At 41.5% G+C, this 16,603-nt stretch carries 11 protein-coding genes; 4 read left to right on the top strand and 7 right to left on the bottom strand.

The genetic code is table 11. The features are described 5' to 3' along the window. Positions 1-23: 23 nt before the first annotated feature. The 5 genes from sipW to fbp form a co-directional block, all read right to left on the bottom strand. A complete protein-coding gene (gene sipW, locus KR50_RS06945; protein WP_232304254.1) occupies positions 24-611 on the bottom strand; it encodes a signal peptidase I SipW in 588 nt (195 codons plus the stop codon). Positions 612-616: 5 nt separating this feature from the next. Continuing rightward, on the bottom strand, positions 617-1,186 hold the full coding sequence (locus KR50_RS06940) for a hypothetical protein (RefSeq protein WP_041056590.1): 570 nt from the start codon (positions 1,184-1,186) through the stop codon (positions 617-619). Between the two features lie 218 nt (positions 1,187-1,404). Then, positions 1,405-2,010 (bottom strand): TasA family protein, encoded by a 606-nt coding sequence (locus KR50_RS06935; protein WP_041056587.1) that lies wholly within the window; start codon positions 2,008-2,010, stop codon positions 1,405-1,407. A gap of 223 nt (positions 2,011-2,233) precedes the next feature. Further along, positions 2,234-6,568: a S8 family serine peptidase gene (locus KR50_RS06930; RefSeq protein ID WP_084215521.1), complete on the bottom strand. Its 4,335-nt coding sequence runs from the start codon at positions 6,566-6,568 to the stop codon at positions 2,234-2,236. 1,006 nt (positions 6,569-7,574) lie between these two features. Further along, on the bottom strand, positions 7,575-9,506 hold the full coding sequence (gene fbp / locus KR50_RS06920) for a fructose-1,6-bisphosphatase (RefSeq protein ID WP_041056585.1): 1,932 nt from the start codon (positions 9,504-9,506) through the stop codon (positions 7,575-7,577). 701 nt (positions 9,507-10,207) lie between these two features. Between fbp and KR50_RS06915 the strand changes: the two genes are divergently transcribed. From KR50_RS06915 to KR50_RS06900, 4 genes are all read left to right on the top strand, one after another. Next, the gene (locus tag KR50_RS06915) at positions 10,208-11,290 is read left to right on the top strand and encodes a DUF1611 domain-containing protein (RefSeq protein WP_041056582.1); all 1,083 of its coding nucleotides are present in this window, start codon (positions 10,208-10,210) and stop codon (positions 11,288-11,290) included. Further along, positions 11,287-12,387 carry an alanine/ornithine racemase family PLP-dependent enzyme gene (locus KR50_RS06910; RefSeq protein ID WP_232304253.1) on the top strand — a complete coding sequence of 367 codons (1,101 nt, stop codon included), beginning with the start codon at positions 11,287-11,289 and terminating at the stop codon, positions 12,385-12,387. The genes KR50_RS06915 and KR50_RS06910 overlap by 4 nt, the downstream gene beginning before the upstream one ends. 539 nt (positions 12,388-12,926) lie before the next feature. After that, complete coding sequence (locus KR50_RS06905; protein WP_041056579.1) at positions 12,927-13,559, top strand: HNH endonuclease family protein; 633 nt, start codon at positions 12,927-12,929, stop codon at positions 13,557-13,559. A 36-nt stretch (positions 13,560-13,595) separates the two neighbouring features. After that, on the top strand, positions 13,596-13,838 hold the full coding sequence (locus KR50_RS06900) for a hypothetical protein (RefSeq protein ID WP_041056576.1): 243 nt from the start codon (positions 13,596-13,598) through the stop codon (positions 13,836-13,838). A gap of 173 nt (positions 13,839-14,011) precedes the next feature. Here KR50_RS06900 and KR50_RS06895 read toward each other — a convergent pair whose 3' ends face one another. Beyond that, positions 14,012-15,667 (bottom strand): ABC transporter substrate-binding protein, encoded by a 1,656-nt coding sequence (locus KR50_RS06895; RefSeq protein WP_041056573.1) that lies wholly within the window; start codon positions 15,665-15,667, stop codon positions 14,012-14,014. Between the two features lie 21 nt (positions 15,668-15,688). Further along, positions 15,689-16,591, bottom strand: coding sequence for a carbohydrate ABC transporter permease (locus tag KR50_RS06890; protein ID WP_041056710.1), 903 nt, complete (start codon positions 16,589-16,591; stop codon positions 15,689-15,691). Positions 16,592-16,603: the final 12 nt, after the last annotated feature.

Raw genomic sequence — 16,603 nt, 5'->3', positions numbered from 1 at the left:
TATCTTATTCTTATGAGGTAAGATTATAGTGACTCTCCAGCCGGTGATTCTTTAAGGCTGTTTTCATGTTTCTTTTTATTTTCTTCTATTAATAATCTTGCCACTTGGTATACAGATTGACTGACCAGCAGAAGACCCGGCATAAAAAACAGCAGGAAAATTCCGTTTTTCGACTGAGAAAACTCAATCATATAGCCCACATAAGGGATGGTAAATCCTTCGTATTCAGCGACTATATTTTGGGGCAGCAGAAGAGCAGTATCCGGTCCGTCATTAGCATCTCCTTTTGTTCTGTACATGACCTGATCGTTTTGAGAAATCACCTCTATTATTCTATGAGTGACTAGCTGATGGCGATTGGCTTTATAGGTAACGATGTCATCTACATTGAATTTCTCCTGCTCTCCGTAAGCTTTAACCGCAATGATCGATCCCGTTTGAATGCCGGGCTCCATCGAACCAGATAACACAGTCTTAAGCTGATACCCCATTACTTGCGGCGGTTCACCGGTAATTTTAGATGAGGCGACGAAAAAAACCATGATTACCAATAACAAATAAAATAATCCTGTTACGCCGTTCGTCAAAAATAATACGATTTTCCCCTTCACTTTCATCACCTCTGCCTTTTAGATTCATCTTCTTTTTTTACTTTAGTACTATTTTCTTCATTTTCATCTTCATTATCTTTAGCTTCAAGCTCTTTATCTTCTTCAATTTCCTCATTTTCCAGTTCAGTTATTTCTATAGTAACGTTGTCCTCTTTGCCATTTGCTTCTATTAATTCTTCGTCTTCTATTATTTTTTCTTCAATTTCATTTCCTTCTTCTTCAACTTCATTCAACTCATCTTCCATATTCGCATCATCTGCATTTTGCTCTTCGTTTGATTCTTCATTTGACTGAGTTGTTTCTTCTTCCATTGTACGTTCCTCTTCATTTAAAACTTCGTCCTCATCTGTTGTTTCTTCCTCCATATCACTTTCTTCATCGTTTAAGTCTTCTACTGAATCTATGTCCTGTGTTTCTTCTGTTTCTTCTGATTCATCCGTTTCTTCCTCCACTATGTATTCCTCTTCCTCTGACTCTTCCACCCACTGTCCTGCCTGGAACGTCCCTGAAAAAGTATAGGAGGCAGTATAATAAGCCGTCGTCGTGGAAGTTATGTAAGTGACGATTAAAAACATCGTATAAAAAACGCCTATAGAGTAAACCGCTAATGTAAAGCGGTTTTGTTTTTTGAACTGCTTAAATCGTTTTATTGTAATCCCCCATTTCATCTGAATGTAGAATTGACTTTTCAGCGTACTTCAATAGCAGGCTATTACGGTCCGCTCAAAATTCAATAACATTCTGTTTAGGATAGAAAGGTGAGTTTCCCCACCCTCCCGGTCATTATAAAAGTTTATTCGATATGCTCTCCTTCACCTTGATTCGCAATAAATTCCCATGTTATCGCTAAAGAGTCGCCCTGGAATTGATTTTGATCTGAGCCGTTATCGATAAATTCAAACTGAACAAACATTGTGTCACTTGTTCCGGCGTCTAAACCACTCTCTTCTCCAAAGGCTTCATCTATAATCTTTTCCACAGCGTCCGGTGTTAAAGATTGCAGATCATAAAGCGTTGTTTGATAGATGATATCGTTATATTCAGCACGACCTGTTTTATCTGCATTTTCAAGAAAATTAACTTGAATATATTTTCCGAAGTCTTCTGTATTGTCGTTATTTGCATCCATTACTTCGTAAGAAGAATTTAACATTACTTGCGGGATATCGAGAGACCCATTATTTTCAAGATGAAATACGCGGTTCATCCAGTCGCCAGGTTTCATGCCATCTACATCGATAATGGTTTCCGGATTTACTGCAATGTCTAAAGTGCCGGCTGCAAACGTACCATTTGCTTCGGCTGCATCAGTGAAGTATGCGTATGTACCTCCAGCCATTAATGTTAATCCCAGTGCCGCCGGAGCCAGTCCCATTGCAATTTTCTTCTTCATTCCCATTTAAATTCCTCCTCTAATTTGTAGACTTTTTTGATCTTCAGAAAGAATGATGTTCTTAATAAAGAACTTAAAGTCAGTATAGAATACTTTTAAAAGAAATAATATACATATTTTATATATTTTGGTATTAAACCAATTTCGAGCTCTTTTCTTCCAGCATTATAAAAGATAATTTTAGGAAAAGAGTAAAGATGTATTCGCTACATCTTCACTCTTTCTTAGGTTATCTTCCAGGAATATCAGGTCTTCCCGGTAAAGGTCGTACAGGGCGATCCTTGTCTCCAGGAGACCAGCTATTAATAAACAGCTTACCTTCTGCGAGTTGACGAGCTTCATTTCCAAATTCATCGTTTACCATTACTTCTACTCCTACGCCATCGGCAATAACAGATGATGTTGCTGTCCAATACGCCTCATATTGACCTGGAGCTACTTCATTCACAGGAAGCTCAGTTACATTACTTGTGCCTGAAATATTCGTTAAAGGCATACGTAAGATAAAGCTGGCATCCAAGTCTTCTTCACTTTCAAACGAGATCTTAACAGATTCTCCAGCTTTAAGATAAACATCTTCTGCCGGCTGAAGATTTTGGATGTCAATTTCACCAAACTTCGCTTCAACTGTTAAATTCTCTGTTGTAACGTTGCCAGCTAAGTCCGTTGCTGTCAGTTCAAAGTGATTTTCACCGTTTTCCAACAGTAACCGCTTGGAGAATGCACCGTCAGTGACGGACACGTTCTGCCCGTTAATGGTGAATGTGTCAAGATGCTCCTCGTTAACCGTTCCTGCGATGGTGATCGTCTCTTTATTTGTTTTCATGCCGTCTTCAGGACTTGTCACTTCTATGACAGGGGCTGTCAGATCCACTGTAATCGTTACAGGTGCGGACTCGTCTGTCATTCCGGCTTCTGTCGAAACTCTTGCAGTTAGAACGTTTTCCCCTTCTGATAAGTCGACAGATACCTCATATTGTCCATCCTCAGAAGCCGTTGTTGTTGCAGCTTCTTCGCCATGATTGTAGACAATTACATCCGTATTCGGTGCTGCATTACCTGCTACATTGACGGTGGTTTCATTGGTGAATGAACCATTAGCAGGAGAAGTAATAGACGGGGCTGTTACTTCATAATCCACGAGTGCGCGAATCATGTAGTTTCCTTCCTCTTCTAGAACTTGTGACCATGCGCCATCAACATACTGCCAGCTTCGGCCAGCGTTCGGTCCATCTTCATCCGTACCAAGTCCTGGAGTGTCAGGATTTGCCTTGGATTGAATGTAAACCATATAGAAGTCTCCTTCTACTACAACACCCTCGCTGCTTAGATCTACCTGTGTCCAGGTACCATCGCGCTTTGCTTGGGCATCAATTGGACCTGCCAGTTTTTGTCCAGGTGCACCATCTGCTCCGGATGCATCATAGATCTCTACTTGAAATTCAGTGCCGCCCGGAACCGGCCACTCTGTATCCCAGAATCGGAACAAACCGCCAGTGACGAGTGCCGCGTCAGAACCTTCTTCCAGTGACATTTTTACAGCCCAGCCATTTCCTGCATCATAGAATGCTCTGGCATTTTCAGCTGTGCCATCGTCATAGCCAATTTCACCTGCATAGCCGATGAATGGACGCAGTTCAATATCTTGTTCTACATCCCCTTCTACTGTAACCTCGACTTCTTCCCCATAGAAGTTAGGAGCTACAACTTTTAATGTGTACGTTCCTTCGTAGCCTGTAATGGAATAGACTCCGTTCTCATCCGTTACCACAGGTGTAACAGCTGCATCTTCCATAAGGTATACGGTTGCTCCGCTAATTGGTGCACCCGTTGCCTGATTTACAACTGTCCCCGTTACCGTGCCTGTTGGAAGCTCTTCTAGTGAAAAGTAAACGTCTGTATTCTCATCTTCTAAAACAGCAACCTCTTGAGTTTGAGGCGCAAATCCATATGCTTCAGCGAGCAGTGTGTAGTCACCAACCGCATGGGTCATGCTGAACTCGCCCGTTGCAGGGTCTGTATTTACAGAACGATTTGTTTCTTCTACTGTCACTCTTGCACCGACAGGCAATCCGGATAGAACAGATTCTTCTGCTGCTGCATTTTTCTCTACAGCTGCTTGTGCATTTTTCCGTTCAGTAACTTTTTGTGCATCAAATTTCGGTGCACGTTCTTTTTTAACAGGTCCACTGTCTTTCACCGTTTTTGCTTTCGTCAGTGAAGAAAGGGCTTCATCCGTAATTTTAACGTCATCGATATACCAGCCTGGTCTGACAATTGTGAAGTCCGACTCCAGCTCAAATGCTACAACAATGGTTTTGCCGGCATAAGCAGATAAGTCGTATTGACCATCAACCCAATCACCGCTTAATCCGGTAAATGTTTCAAGTAGATCCCATGAAGTTCCGCCGTCATCTGAGATAAATACGTGACCGAAATCCCAGTTCGTTTCAATGTTGTACCAGTGTTTAAACTGAAGATACGCAGCCCCTTCCTCAGGTATAGCAAATGGCGGAGATTCAATTGCTTCAAATAGATCATTCGTGTAATCTCCTGCCAAGTTTGTTGCAATTACTTTTTCACCCGAGAAGGCTGCTTCAGGTCCGGATGCAGGAACACCCCATTGCCATGTTTGCATCGGGCCGGAAATCGTCCAGCCATCCAGATTATCTTCAAAATCCTGCTCGTATCCGACTGTCGGAGGAGCATTAACGGTTATTTCAGCTTCTTCGCTGACCGTTTCATTTGCCCCAAAGTCTACCGCTTTCCAGCGATACACAATGGTGCCTTCTGTCACATGACCGCCATCGATCGTTGCACGGTACGTTCCGTTAAGATAATCCCCGCCAACACGTGATGCAGATGCCGTTTCCCAAGTTCCATCTTCCACTTGGTGCTCGAGCATTACGTTTGTAACACTTATATCATCTGTTACAGTCGCTTCTAACGTGATTGGTAAACCTGCAAATACTTCCTCAGGGCCCGTGTAGTCAATGACAGGAGCAGTTGTATCTTCTCCATCTTTTGTTACCTGACCACTGATCGTTCCCAATCCGGAAATAACAGCCGATACTGCGTCAAATACATTAATAATCCCGTCTCCAAACCCGTTATTTGGTGCAGTCGGGTATTGTGCATTTGTTCTTGGCGTTGCTGTGTCCATAAGCAGATCTTCTACTTCATCAATGCTTAAGTTAGCATTAGCTTGCAGAACCAGTGCAGCTGCACCCGCAACATGAGGTGCTGCCATGGACGTTCCATTGTAACTTCCATAAGTTCCTCCCGGAAGTGACGAGCGAATCGCAACGCCCGGTGCTGAAACATCCGGTTTCTGCGTATCGTATGGAGAAGGTCCCTGTAAAGAAAAATCAGCTAAGTTTTGATTAATATCCGTTGCTCCAACTGCAAAGGATTCAGGATAATTCCCTGGTGCTGAAACCGATCCTGGTCCCCCGGGGTTGCCCACCCGCGTATTTCCGGCTGCAAAAACCGGAACAATCTCAGCGGCTCTCCAGGCTTGAACCATTGGACGATACCATTCATCAAGTCCAGGACCGCCGCCCCATGAATTATTTACGATATCCGGAGCCATGGCAGGATTCGGATTTCCATCTGCGTCAGTAGGAGCTAAAATCCATTCTCCCGCTGCCAATAAATGAACATCCTGACCGCCTGATGGACCAAAAGCATTGGCTGAGATCCATTTCGCTCCTGGTGCAACACCAACCTGGTTAACATCATTTGGTTCTGTACCCGTCATTGTTCCTGTGACATGAGTTCCGTGTCCATCAGGATCCACTGGTGTGTCGGACCCATTTACAGGATCAAACCAGTTGTATTCATGACTGATTTCTCCGTTATTGAATCCCCGGTATTGCTCTTTAAGAGCAGGGTGATCCCACTGAGCACCTGTATCGATTGATGCAACGACGATCCCCGCACCATCAACTCCCTGTTCCCATGCTGCAGGTGCGCCAATTTGATCGACACCCCATTCGATCGCTTCTGTTTGATTTTCAGGTGCTGCCGTTTCTGTATCAATCACTGCTCTTATTTCATTCGGATCGATACTTGCTACCTCAGGAAGCAACGCGATTTTTTCCATTACATCCTTTGTCGCTGTTACGGCAAGTCCATTCACAATGTAAAAAGACTTAATATCTTTTGCATATCCTTTGCTTTCCTGCTTTTGCAGAAGATCCATCACTCTTTCTTGTGATACTTTAGCGGTGGATCTTAATTCGTTGACGATTTTTGACCTCTTAGTTATTTGTGCTTTAGAAGAAGTCAAGTTTGATTGCACGGCCTTTTCATCAGCTTCTTTTGCAACACTGGCCGTATCCACTTGTTCGTTCATTCGCACCAGAAACGTCACCATTTCATCCTCTTTATACAGTTGATTTATCTTTTTATCCACTTTACTTTCTAGTATTTCCTTACTACTGCCTAAATAAGAGGTTGTTGTTCCATTCGACTGTGCCGATGCCTGTCCGTAAGCGAAAGACGGTGCAAGTAAAAGCATGCACATAATCATAGACGCCACTCTGGTAAACTTTCTTTTCATGTTCTTATTCATTCTCATCCTCCCAGAATTTTTAGTGTTTGAATGATAAGATCGTTCCCCCTCTCCTCAGAATCCCCATGATCCGTGTCAGGCGTTGGATGCAGGTAACATGCTGTCTGCATCCTTATTTACTCAGTTGTTATGTGATTAGTTCATACCAATCACTTATGTAGGAAATGGGTATATCTATACTCTACTAATGACAGAGAAAGGAAGTTGTCGAAAATGGAAAGAATTTTCAAACTATTAAAAAACAGGTCATACGGTTTACTATCAAACTAGATTCTGTAGTTTTTTGTAACCATATTTTACTTTATTTGTAACTAAATTTGTCTTTTCAAGTCGTTTTGAACAGGAAAACACTTTTTCCAAATCTTTAACTCGTTAAACTACTAGAGAATTTTAAACAAATTTTTTAAATAACCTGTCGATTTACAAAGTAATATAACGATTTACTTATAAATTAAAGTCGATAAAAGTCATAAAGCATGTCGCCCTTTCTACCTATGGAAGTAAATTGTTTAGATTTCCTAAGGTTTTTTGAGTAAATTAGCGAATTTAAATTGGCATCCCCCTTTTTTTGCGTCTGCAAAGTGGTAATCACTGCACCGCTAGATTCTTGTCGAATAGCGAAGTAGATTAAAACATCTCAAGCAGTATTCCCTCATAAAAACGCCCCTCTGCCAAAAAGCAGAAGGGCTTTCATACATTATTAATTAAGAACGTTGTTACTTTACCAGCTAGGCTCTTAAATTAACTCCAGATTCCAAATAGTCTTTTAAGTACGTTAACATATAAACCCAGCCTTCTTTATTGTCCAGCAATTGCGCCACAACGTTTTCTTCATTGTCGTCAAAACCCATTTTCCTTAATTTCTACAACCGTACTTCAGCTGGGTTGTTGCAGAAAATTAATTGTAACGATGTGACTGCCAGCCCACTAGAACACAATTTTTTTATTTTTTTTGTTAGATTATTCATTCGTTACCCCATTCTAATAAAGGCTTTTATTTAATATATCGATACTCCATTAATTGGTTTAAAAGAGTGACTTTTTGGAATAATTGTTCTCCCACATTAGTTTCCATAACTTTTTTTCTTTTTAATTCTTTATCCACCAGCCTTTTTACCGACAATACATCTGTGCCATTGATCAAGATGTCCTCTTTTGAATTAAAATGCTGGTGGGCAACAAGCTGCATGCCATAAGAATTGTACAATAATGTATAGCCTGCGATGCCGGTTTTTGATTGGTACGCCTTTGAAAAGCCTCCGTCGATCACGACCATCTTGCCATTTGCTTTGATAGGATTTTCCCCGTCAATTTCCTTTACAGGAGTATGGCCGTTAATGATATGCCCTTGATCTGGATTAAGGCCGAAATCCTCAAGAATCCTGCGGCAGGTTTCTTCCTGCTCACGTAAATGGTAATAGGGATTTTTTCTTTCTTTATGAGTCTCTTTATCTTGAATAAAATACCGTTCAAAGGTTGTCATTTCACGCTTGCCAAAAAGAGAGGAGTACTCTCCGGTCCACAAATACCAGACCATGTCCGTTTCAAGATCATCCGTTTCCTCAGGATGAGCAAACGATCGGCGCAGACATTGCTCAAAAAGATCAAGAAGCTCCCGGCCTGCATAGGTTTTATCCTCAATGATCATTTTTTCCATATTTCCTTTTTCATCTAAAGGAATACAGCCGTGAATCAATAAGTTGCCATTATAATTTAAATAAAGACTTCCTTTTTTCATGAGAAAATTCATATGTCTGGCGAGTTTCTCAGAATGCTGGACGGAAAATAATAGCTTGTCCATCACTTGCTTTTCTTCCTCCAAAAGCTCATCCGGCTGCTCTGGATTGATGGTTTTAAAACAGGTATTTTCAAGCGGATACGTTTTTCCACTAATCGAAATTTCGTTTTTCTCGTAATCGATCTTTTCAAGCAGGAGTCTGCCTGACATATTAAAATTCGGACGTCTTTTGATGATTGGGCTTTCAAGCTTAAACTGAATCATCGCAATTGCCTGGTGAATTTTTGTGATTTGCAATCGTTCGTGGTCAGATGTTTTTTTATCTGAGTGAGTCTTTGGCCTGAAGACCAAATTATCACCATAATATTTTTCTGCCAGATTCAGAAGCGGCCGGAGATTGATGCCGTATACATCCTCAATAATATCCAGGTTGTCATAACGGGCGCAAATCCTAATAATGTTCGCAAGACAAACCTTAGACCCTGAAAAAGCACCAAGCCAGAGCACATCATGGTTGCCCCATTGGATATCAACAGAATGATAGTTTATAAGTGCCTCCATAATCTTGTCCGGTTCAGGTCCCCGGTCATAGATATCCCCCACTACATGAAGATGGTCAACAACAAGCCGCTGTGTGCTGTAGGCTAGCCCGATAATTAATTTATCCGCTTGTCCAAGTGAAATAATCTGCTGTACAATTTTATTATAATACTGCTCTTTATTTGCGAATTCATCCGTTTTATACAGCAGTTCTTCTATAATATACGCAAACTGATCCGGAAGCGCCTTGCGCAGCTTCGACCGTGTATATTTAGAGGAAGCGTATGAAATAAGCTTGATCATCCGTTCAATCATTTCTTTATACCAACGATTCAGCTCTTGTTCATTATCAAAACTATTTTTAATAATCTGTAATTTCTCTTCAGGATAATACACAAGCGCCGCCATATCATTAATTTCATTTTCATAGATGACCCCGCTGAAAATATCCCTTATTTTTTCTTTCACTCTTCCAGAGCCATTCCGGAGCACATGCTGAAACGCCTGATACTCCCCATGTAAGTCGCTGACAAAATGCTCTGTACCCTTCGGCAGATTCAGAATCGCTTCAAAGTTAATGATTTCCGTCACGACTTTTTCTTCACTATCATATTTTTGCGCCAGTAAATCTAAGTACTTTTTGTCCACAGATATGATCCCCCTTTAGCTTCATCATGCAATATCAGGTTTCTTATGTAATTTTGTTTAATAATAAAAACTTTCCATCCCATCCTCTTCCATCTTACCACTCCCGTCACATTTCCTCATGAAAATTTTGAGTGGAATAATAGAAAGCGAGATAAGGTTCAGGTAGAAATAAGTGATTCTATTTTTTTGCTCTCTTGCTTCTCGAAGCAAAAAACACAAGAATGATGGGTAGAACAAGTGGAACAACGGTGTACATGACCAGCGTCCAAACGGTGCTTAAAACAAATACTAAATCGCTGAAGCCATCCGTACCGCAGACGGTTGTTCTCAGTCCCCTCGAATCGATATTGTACACGCACTCAACTAATCTAAAGCCGATCAGAACAAACCGCTATTGTTAGTAACATACTAGCACGAAATATCACATATAGATTTCAATAGTCATTATTAATTAACTATCTTTCCTTTGTAAAGCATAATTAAAAGCTGCTATTAATCTTAAAATATATTTTTTTAAATTAAGCTAAAAAGCGCCTAGGAAGGAATTACTAAAGAAGAATAAATTCAAAGAATTGGAAACTGTGCTATAATAAAGAATACAAAGACAATACCTTTCCCTTTTAGATCACTGACCTCTGTTCAATTCGTCTAAATGGGTAAGGTGTTTTTTTATGTACAATTAATTATAGGAGGAACACTAATTGAAGAATACAGCATTAATATATTGTGAAAACAATTTTGGTAAAATGGATGGAAAAACCGCTAATGGATTAATTCGTCAGTCAGGAAAATATGATATTACTGGCGTAATTGACAGCACGAAAGCAGGTTTGGACGCAGGCGAGGTACTTGACGAAGGCAAAAACGGGATTCCGGTATTCAACAGTCTAGAGCAAGCGATTGAACGTCTGGAGAAAATGCCAACAGATTTTATCTACGGGATTGCGCCTGCTGAAGCATTTCTTAAATCAGAAGAACGCGAGCTATTATTTCAAGCGATGAAGCTGGGCATGAATATTATTAATCCGCTGCATGAATTCTTAGCAGAAGATAAGGAATTTATGCAATACGCTGATCAGTACAGCGTGACAATTGTTGATGTGCGAAAACCACCTTTAAAAAAGGATCTTCATTTATTTTCCGGACAAATTTTATCAATTGAGACACCAGTCGTAGCTGTACTTGGAACGGATAGTGCAGTAGGCAAAAGAACAACTGCCGTTTTACTTCAGGCAGCTCTTGAAAAAGCCGGTTTCTCTGCAGCCTTTATCGCAACAGGCCAAACAGGACTACTCCAGGGTGCTGCCTATGGAGCTGCTGTTGATGCGCTGCCCTCTCAATATATAACGGGTGAAATTGAAAACCAAATAATGAAAGCGTATAACACAGAGCATCCTGACATCATTATTGTCGAAGGGCAAGGCGCTCTTAGTCATCCTGCTTATATCAGCTCATCTGGTATTTTAAAAGGGGCAAGACCAGGCGCTGTCATCGTTCAGCACCCGCCAATGCGCGTAAACCTAGGAGACTTTCCTTTTATGAAAATGCCAACAGTAAAAAGTGAAATTGAATTAATCGAAAATTTCTCCCATTCAAAAGTTGTTGCCATTACCATTAACCATGAAAATATGACGGACCCTCAAATAGATCAAACGGTTGATAGATATGAAAAGGAACTTGGGCTTCCGACAACGGACGTTCTTAAGCATGGCTGCGATAAGCTTGTTCAAAGCATCTTAACCGCCTTTCCGTCATTGTCACACAAGAAAACGCTCGTTAGGTGAATGCAGCCAATCAGCCATTTGTTGAGACACACTTCAATCATTCATTGCCGAAAATGGAAATTAACCTTTCAAAAATCTCTCATAACGCCAGGAAAATAAATGCGATGTATGGAGTAAAAGGCATTAATGTAATGGCTGTTACAAAAGGCGTCTGCGGCAGCTTAGAAATTGCCAATATGCTGACTGACAATGGGATTGGGCAATTAGGGGATTCAAAGATCGAAAATATAAAACAAATGAAAGACGCAGGTGTACAAGCTGAGTTTGTTTTATTGAGAACGCCCGCCCTAAGTCAAATTGAGGCAGTTGCAGAGTATGCAGATATCAGTATGCAGACTGAGCTCACAGTGATTGAGCGACTCTCTCAGTGTGCTATTGTAAGAAATACTGTAAAGAAAATCATTCTCATGATTGAACTTGGGGATTTGCGTGAAGGGGTTATGCCAGACCAGCTAGATCACTATATTCCTCAGATTACTCAGATGTCCGGGATCGAGTTAGTTGGAATTGGAGCTAATTTCGCCTGTTTCGGAGGAGTGAAGCCGGATACTGAAAAAATGAAAACACTCTCTACCCTGGCAATTGCAATCAGAAAGCAATATGCGCTGCCATTGCCGATTGTTTCAGGAGGCAATTCTGCCAATTACAATTGGTTTTCATCTAGTGAAGAAATGGGTGAAATTAATCATTTACGTATTGGAGAATCGATCCTTCTTGGACGTGAAACCCTTTCCCGTGAACCTATTCCTGGTTTGTACACAGATGCTTTTACATTTTACTCAGAAGTCATTGAATCAAAAATAAAACCTTCTGTCCCCTATGGACAAATCGCACAAAACGTATTGGGATTATACCCTTCCTTTGACGAAATGGGTGATATCCGGCGTTGTATTCTTGGCGTTGGATTCCAGGATGTCTTAGTTTCCGGACTGACTCCTTTATTGGATCTGAACATTATTGGATCCAGCAGCGACCACACTGTTCTCAATGCGAAAAATGTTGAGTTGCAGGTTGGAGATGCGGTAGCTTTTTCCGTGAACTACGGGGCGCTGCTGTCAATCATGACGTCTGCTGCTGTAGCTAAAGAATATATCTAAAAAAATACACTACTTACGGCCGTCTAAGTTGAGACCTGTTCAACAGACTGGCCATTTTTTTTGTTGTGCAGGGTTGAAAAAAGTCTCTATGGAATGGTGAAAGCTTTATTTTGCCAAATGAATTCAATATTTTCTTATTAAGTTTTAGTAAAGCGCTGGCAGGACCTCTGACAGTCTTTTAGTCCAGGTAAAATTTCACATTGAAAAACCAAATAAATCTTTAAAGAGTCTGCCTTTCTATCTAATGAAGTTTCTTTAAAAGAGAATTCCCTATCTTTTTGACCTTTTCATTCATCAAAGAGACCTCTCTATGATTTGGTCATTTACAAATTATTAACTTGTTATATGTTTTCATTATCCCCTATCATAGCAACTAGCAGCCCCGCCATTATTCAGCTGTCTGCATTACAGAAATGCCTCCGCTAACCGGAATTTTAAAGATGAACAAATTGCTTTACGCCCTCACCTAATTATTAATATTTCGTTTATCAACATGAACGAAATGTCAATATAAAAAATTACATATAGGAGGCATTTCTTTGTTTAAAAAACCACTATTATTTGTTTTTGCCTTACTTTTATCCCTTGCTGCTTTTCAATTTGATGCGCAGCCCGCTTCGGCCTTTCTGCCTGACACGCCATCCAAATCGGCCGCTCAATCACAACTAAATTCCTTAACGGTAAAATCGGAAAGCTCGATGGCCGGCTACTCACGGGATGAATTTCCACATTGGATCGGTCAGGGCAGCGGCTGTGACACCCGCCAAATCGTTCTTCAGCGTGATGCTGATTATTTCAGTGGAAACTGTCCTGTCACATCTGGCAAATGGTACAGCTATTTTGACGGTGTAGTCGTTTACTCGCCATCTGAACTTGATGTGGATCATGTCGTTCCCTTAGCCGAAGCGTGGCGTTCAGGCGCAAGCAGCTGGACAGAATCACAGCGCAGAGCATTTGCAAATGATTTAAGCGGCCCACATCTGATTGCCGTAACTGCCAGTGTTAACCGTTCTAAAGGTGACCAGGACCCTTCAACATGGCAGCCGCCGCGCTATAGTGCACATTGCGGATATGCTAAATGGTGGATTAATACAAAACATACGTGGAACCTGAGCCTGCAGGCTTCTGAGAAAACTTCTCTGCAAACGATGCTTAACACCTGCTCATACTAATCTTTAAGTCATTTTAAACAAGGAGGAGACTCACAAATGGAAAAAAAGTCTACCACTTTCACTGCAACACACGGAGTCATGACGACTGAAGTCGGCGTTATCAGCGGAGAGCTTGAGCTTCTTACTACCTGTGATGACAGCGGTATGCTCTCACTCAAAATTACATATGCAGGTGCCAAGGAATGGTACACTTTACCCGGCAAAGATTACCTTCTTAACGATCAGAGAGACCATGAAGTTGTCCACCGTATGCTCGCTTCTGTTCTTGAGCGGCCGTAATAACTGAGTGACGCAATTCTAACTTGATTATAGTTTAACGAGCCCTGCACAACGGAGATTTTATAAATAATGTGTTTTTCAATGAGTTATGGAACGATTTTTCCTTTTAATAGAGACATAAAAAGACATTGGAAGAATTGACTTCCAATGTCTTTTTTCACTTAATATCTCTGTTACTCCCAAAGCTCCAGTCGATCCTTAATCATTTCTGTGTAATCTGCCTCTGCCTGTTCAACGCCTGCACTTTCCAGGTCAGCCATGAAACTGTCCCATACATCGTCAAACTCAGACGGATCTGCCAGAATGGCTTCAGGTATACGTTTTTTCACAACATCCAGAGATTTTTGCATGATCAGTTCAAGATCGGTACCTGCCTCAACCTGCATGTTGTAGGCTGCTCCCCATGGTTTTACCGGGAATTCTTCTTTTTGAGGATATAGGTCTTTCCACATTTCTACATTGTAGTTGGATAGTACTTCTTTTTCTGTATCGGTATACGCGTTAATGATTTGATCCGGACTGGCAATCGAATAGGTCTGCCCTGTTGAATCCGTTACACCATCTCCATATAAGGGAGCAAAACCGCTTAATACCCCAATGCCGGTATTTTTCACATAGTTGGCATTGTTATTGCGCTCGTTCATCTCTTCATCAGAAATGACACGTTTTCCGTCTTCAATTGTATAATGTTCACCTTCGATTCCCCAGTTTTGAAGAATTTGACCTTCCTCAGATGCCAGGTAATCCAAAAATTTAATTGCTCTCACCGGGTCTTCACACTCTGTCGTGATTCCGATTCCCCAGCCTCCAAGATAACCGGTATCCTGGAAATTCGGATGTTTATATTCTTCTGTTAATGTGACCGGATACATGCCATGCATTCTCTCTGTTTTACCTGCTTCACGGAGTGCACGCTGTGCGTCTCCTACTTCCCAGTCTGTATCGATTAAGCCCAATACACGGCCAGAGGATATTTTCGCCAAATATTGATCATACTTCTGAACAAAGCTCTCCTGATCCAGCAGACCTTCAGCGTTCATATGGTTCAGCCATTTAAAGTATGCTTTTTCTTCAGGACGGCGGTAATGCATGGTCGCTTCATATGTCTCGGGATCAATATAAAATTCGCCGTCATCCGGAGCACCTGTCGCGTAAAAAGCCGGATTCGTGGTTGAAATCATAATTCTCCAGTCGTCGGCCAGCAACGACAACCCGATGGTCGGCTGTCCGTCAATGGTTGGGTTCTTTTCCTTGTACTCCCTGATTGCATTCTCAAAATCATCTACTGTTCGAATTTCCGGATAACCCAGCTGTTTTACTACATCATGCTGCAGCATAAAGCCATTGCCCGGGGCCCAGTAGGTATGATCCACTCGTGAAGTAGGCAAAATATAAATAGATTCGTCTTCTCCGCTCCATTTTAAGCGGTTGAAATAATCACCATATACTTTTTTCAGATTCGGAGCATGCTCTTCAATCAGATCTGTTAAATCAATGAGCGCACCCGCGTCTACTAGTTTGCCTGCATTCCCTTTTGGCAGAATCAAATCCGGATATTCACCGCTTGCGATCATGAGAGGAATCTTCTGTTCTCCGCCTCCAACGTCAAATTCCGGCTCTATCGTGACTTCTGTTGTCTCTTTTACCTTCTGACTGACCGGGCTTTCCATGTTGTCCCACTGGGAATGAGGATCCGCACTAAAGAGTGAAAACGTGACTGGGCCGGTTGTTTCTTCTTTTGTCGCTGCATTGTCACTTTGACAGCCCGCCACTGTAAGCATCGTTCCCATCATGATCACAGCACTTGCTTTTCTCCATTTTGTTTTCATCGATTTCTCCCCTTTATCTATTTAGCTTTTTACTGCTCCAAGCGTCATACCTTGCACAAAAAACCGCTGCAAAAATGGATAAACCAGCAAAATCGGTATAATAGTAACCATAGAGATTGCCATTTTAATCGATTCCGGTGACACAGAAGAGGCTGCCTCCTGCCCCTGAGCATCGCGAAATGCATTGGCATCTGTAGAACCCATTGTGGTATTTTGCAGTATTTTCATTAATTCAAACTGCAGGGTAGTTAAACTCGGATTGGAACTATTGTATAAGTAAGTGTCAAACCATGAATTCCACTGGCCTACTGCGATAAAAAGTGCGATTGTTGCGAGTACCGGTGTACATAACGGCAGGATGATCCGCCAGAAAATAGCAAAATCATTGGCGCCATCCATCTTGGCTGATTCCTGTAAAGCAAACGGCAGTCCATCCATAAACGAACGGACGATAATGATGTTGAAAGCATTTACCATTCCCGGAAGGACGTACACCCAGAATGTATCAATGAGCTGCAAATCACGCATTAGCATATAGCCGGGAATCAGACCGCCGGAAAAATAAAGTGTAAGAACAAGAACGGTTGAGAAAGCTTTTCTTCCCTGAAAATCTGCTCTGCTTAATGTAAACGCTACCATAGCAGAAGACACAACACCGAGCACCGTACCGATTACCGTCCGTAACGTAGAATTTATAAATCCGGTGATCAGGTTATCGTACTCAAAGATAGTTTGGTAGTTGGCAAGTGTAAACTCCCGCGGAAAAATGGTGATGCCGCCTCTGACCGTATCGGTGGATTCATTTAGTGAAATTGCCAGCACATTTAAAAATGGATAAAGCGTAACAAGTAAAACTACGGTTAAAAATGAATAGTTAATAAGATCAAACAGCCGATCATCCCATCCTTTTCGGCTTCCTTTCATCATACCATCCCT

Origin of the sequence: Jeotgalibacillus campisalis (genome assembly GCF_000829515.1) — a bacterium.
In the GTDB taxonomy this organism is placed as follows: Bacteria; Bacillota; Bacilli; order Bacillales; family Jeotgalibacillaceae; genus Jeotgalibacillus; species Jeotgalibacillus campisalis.
Note: the sequence above shows the minus strand (reverse complement) of the source record. Positions and strands in the feature narration are given on the sequence as shown.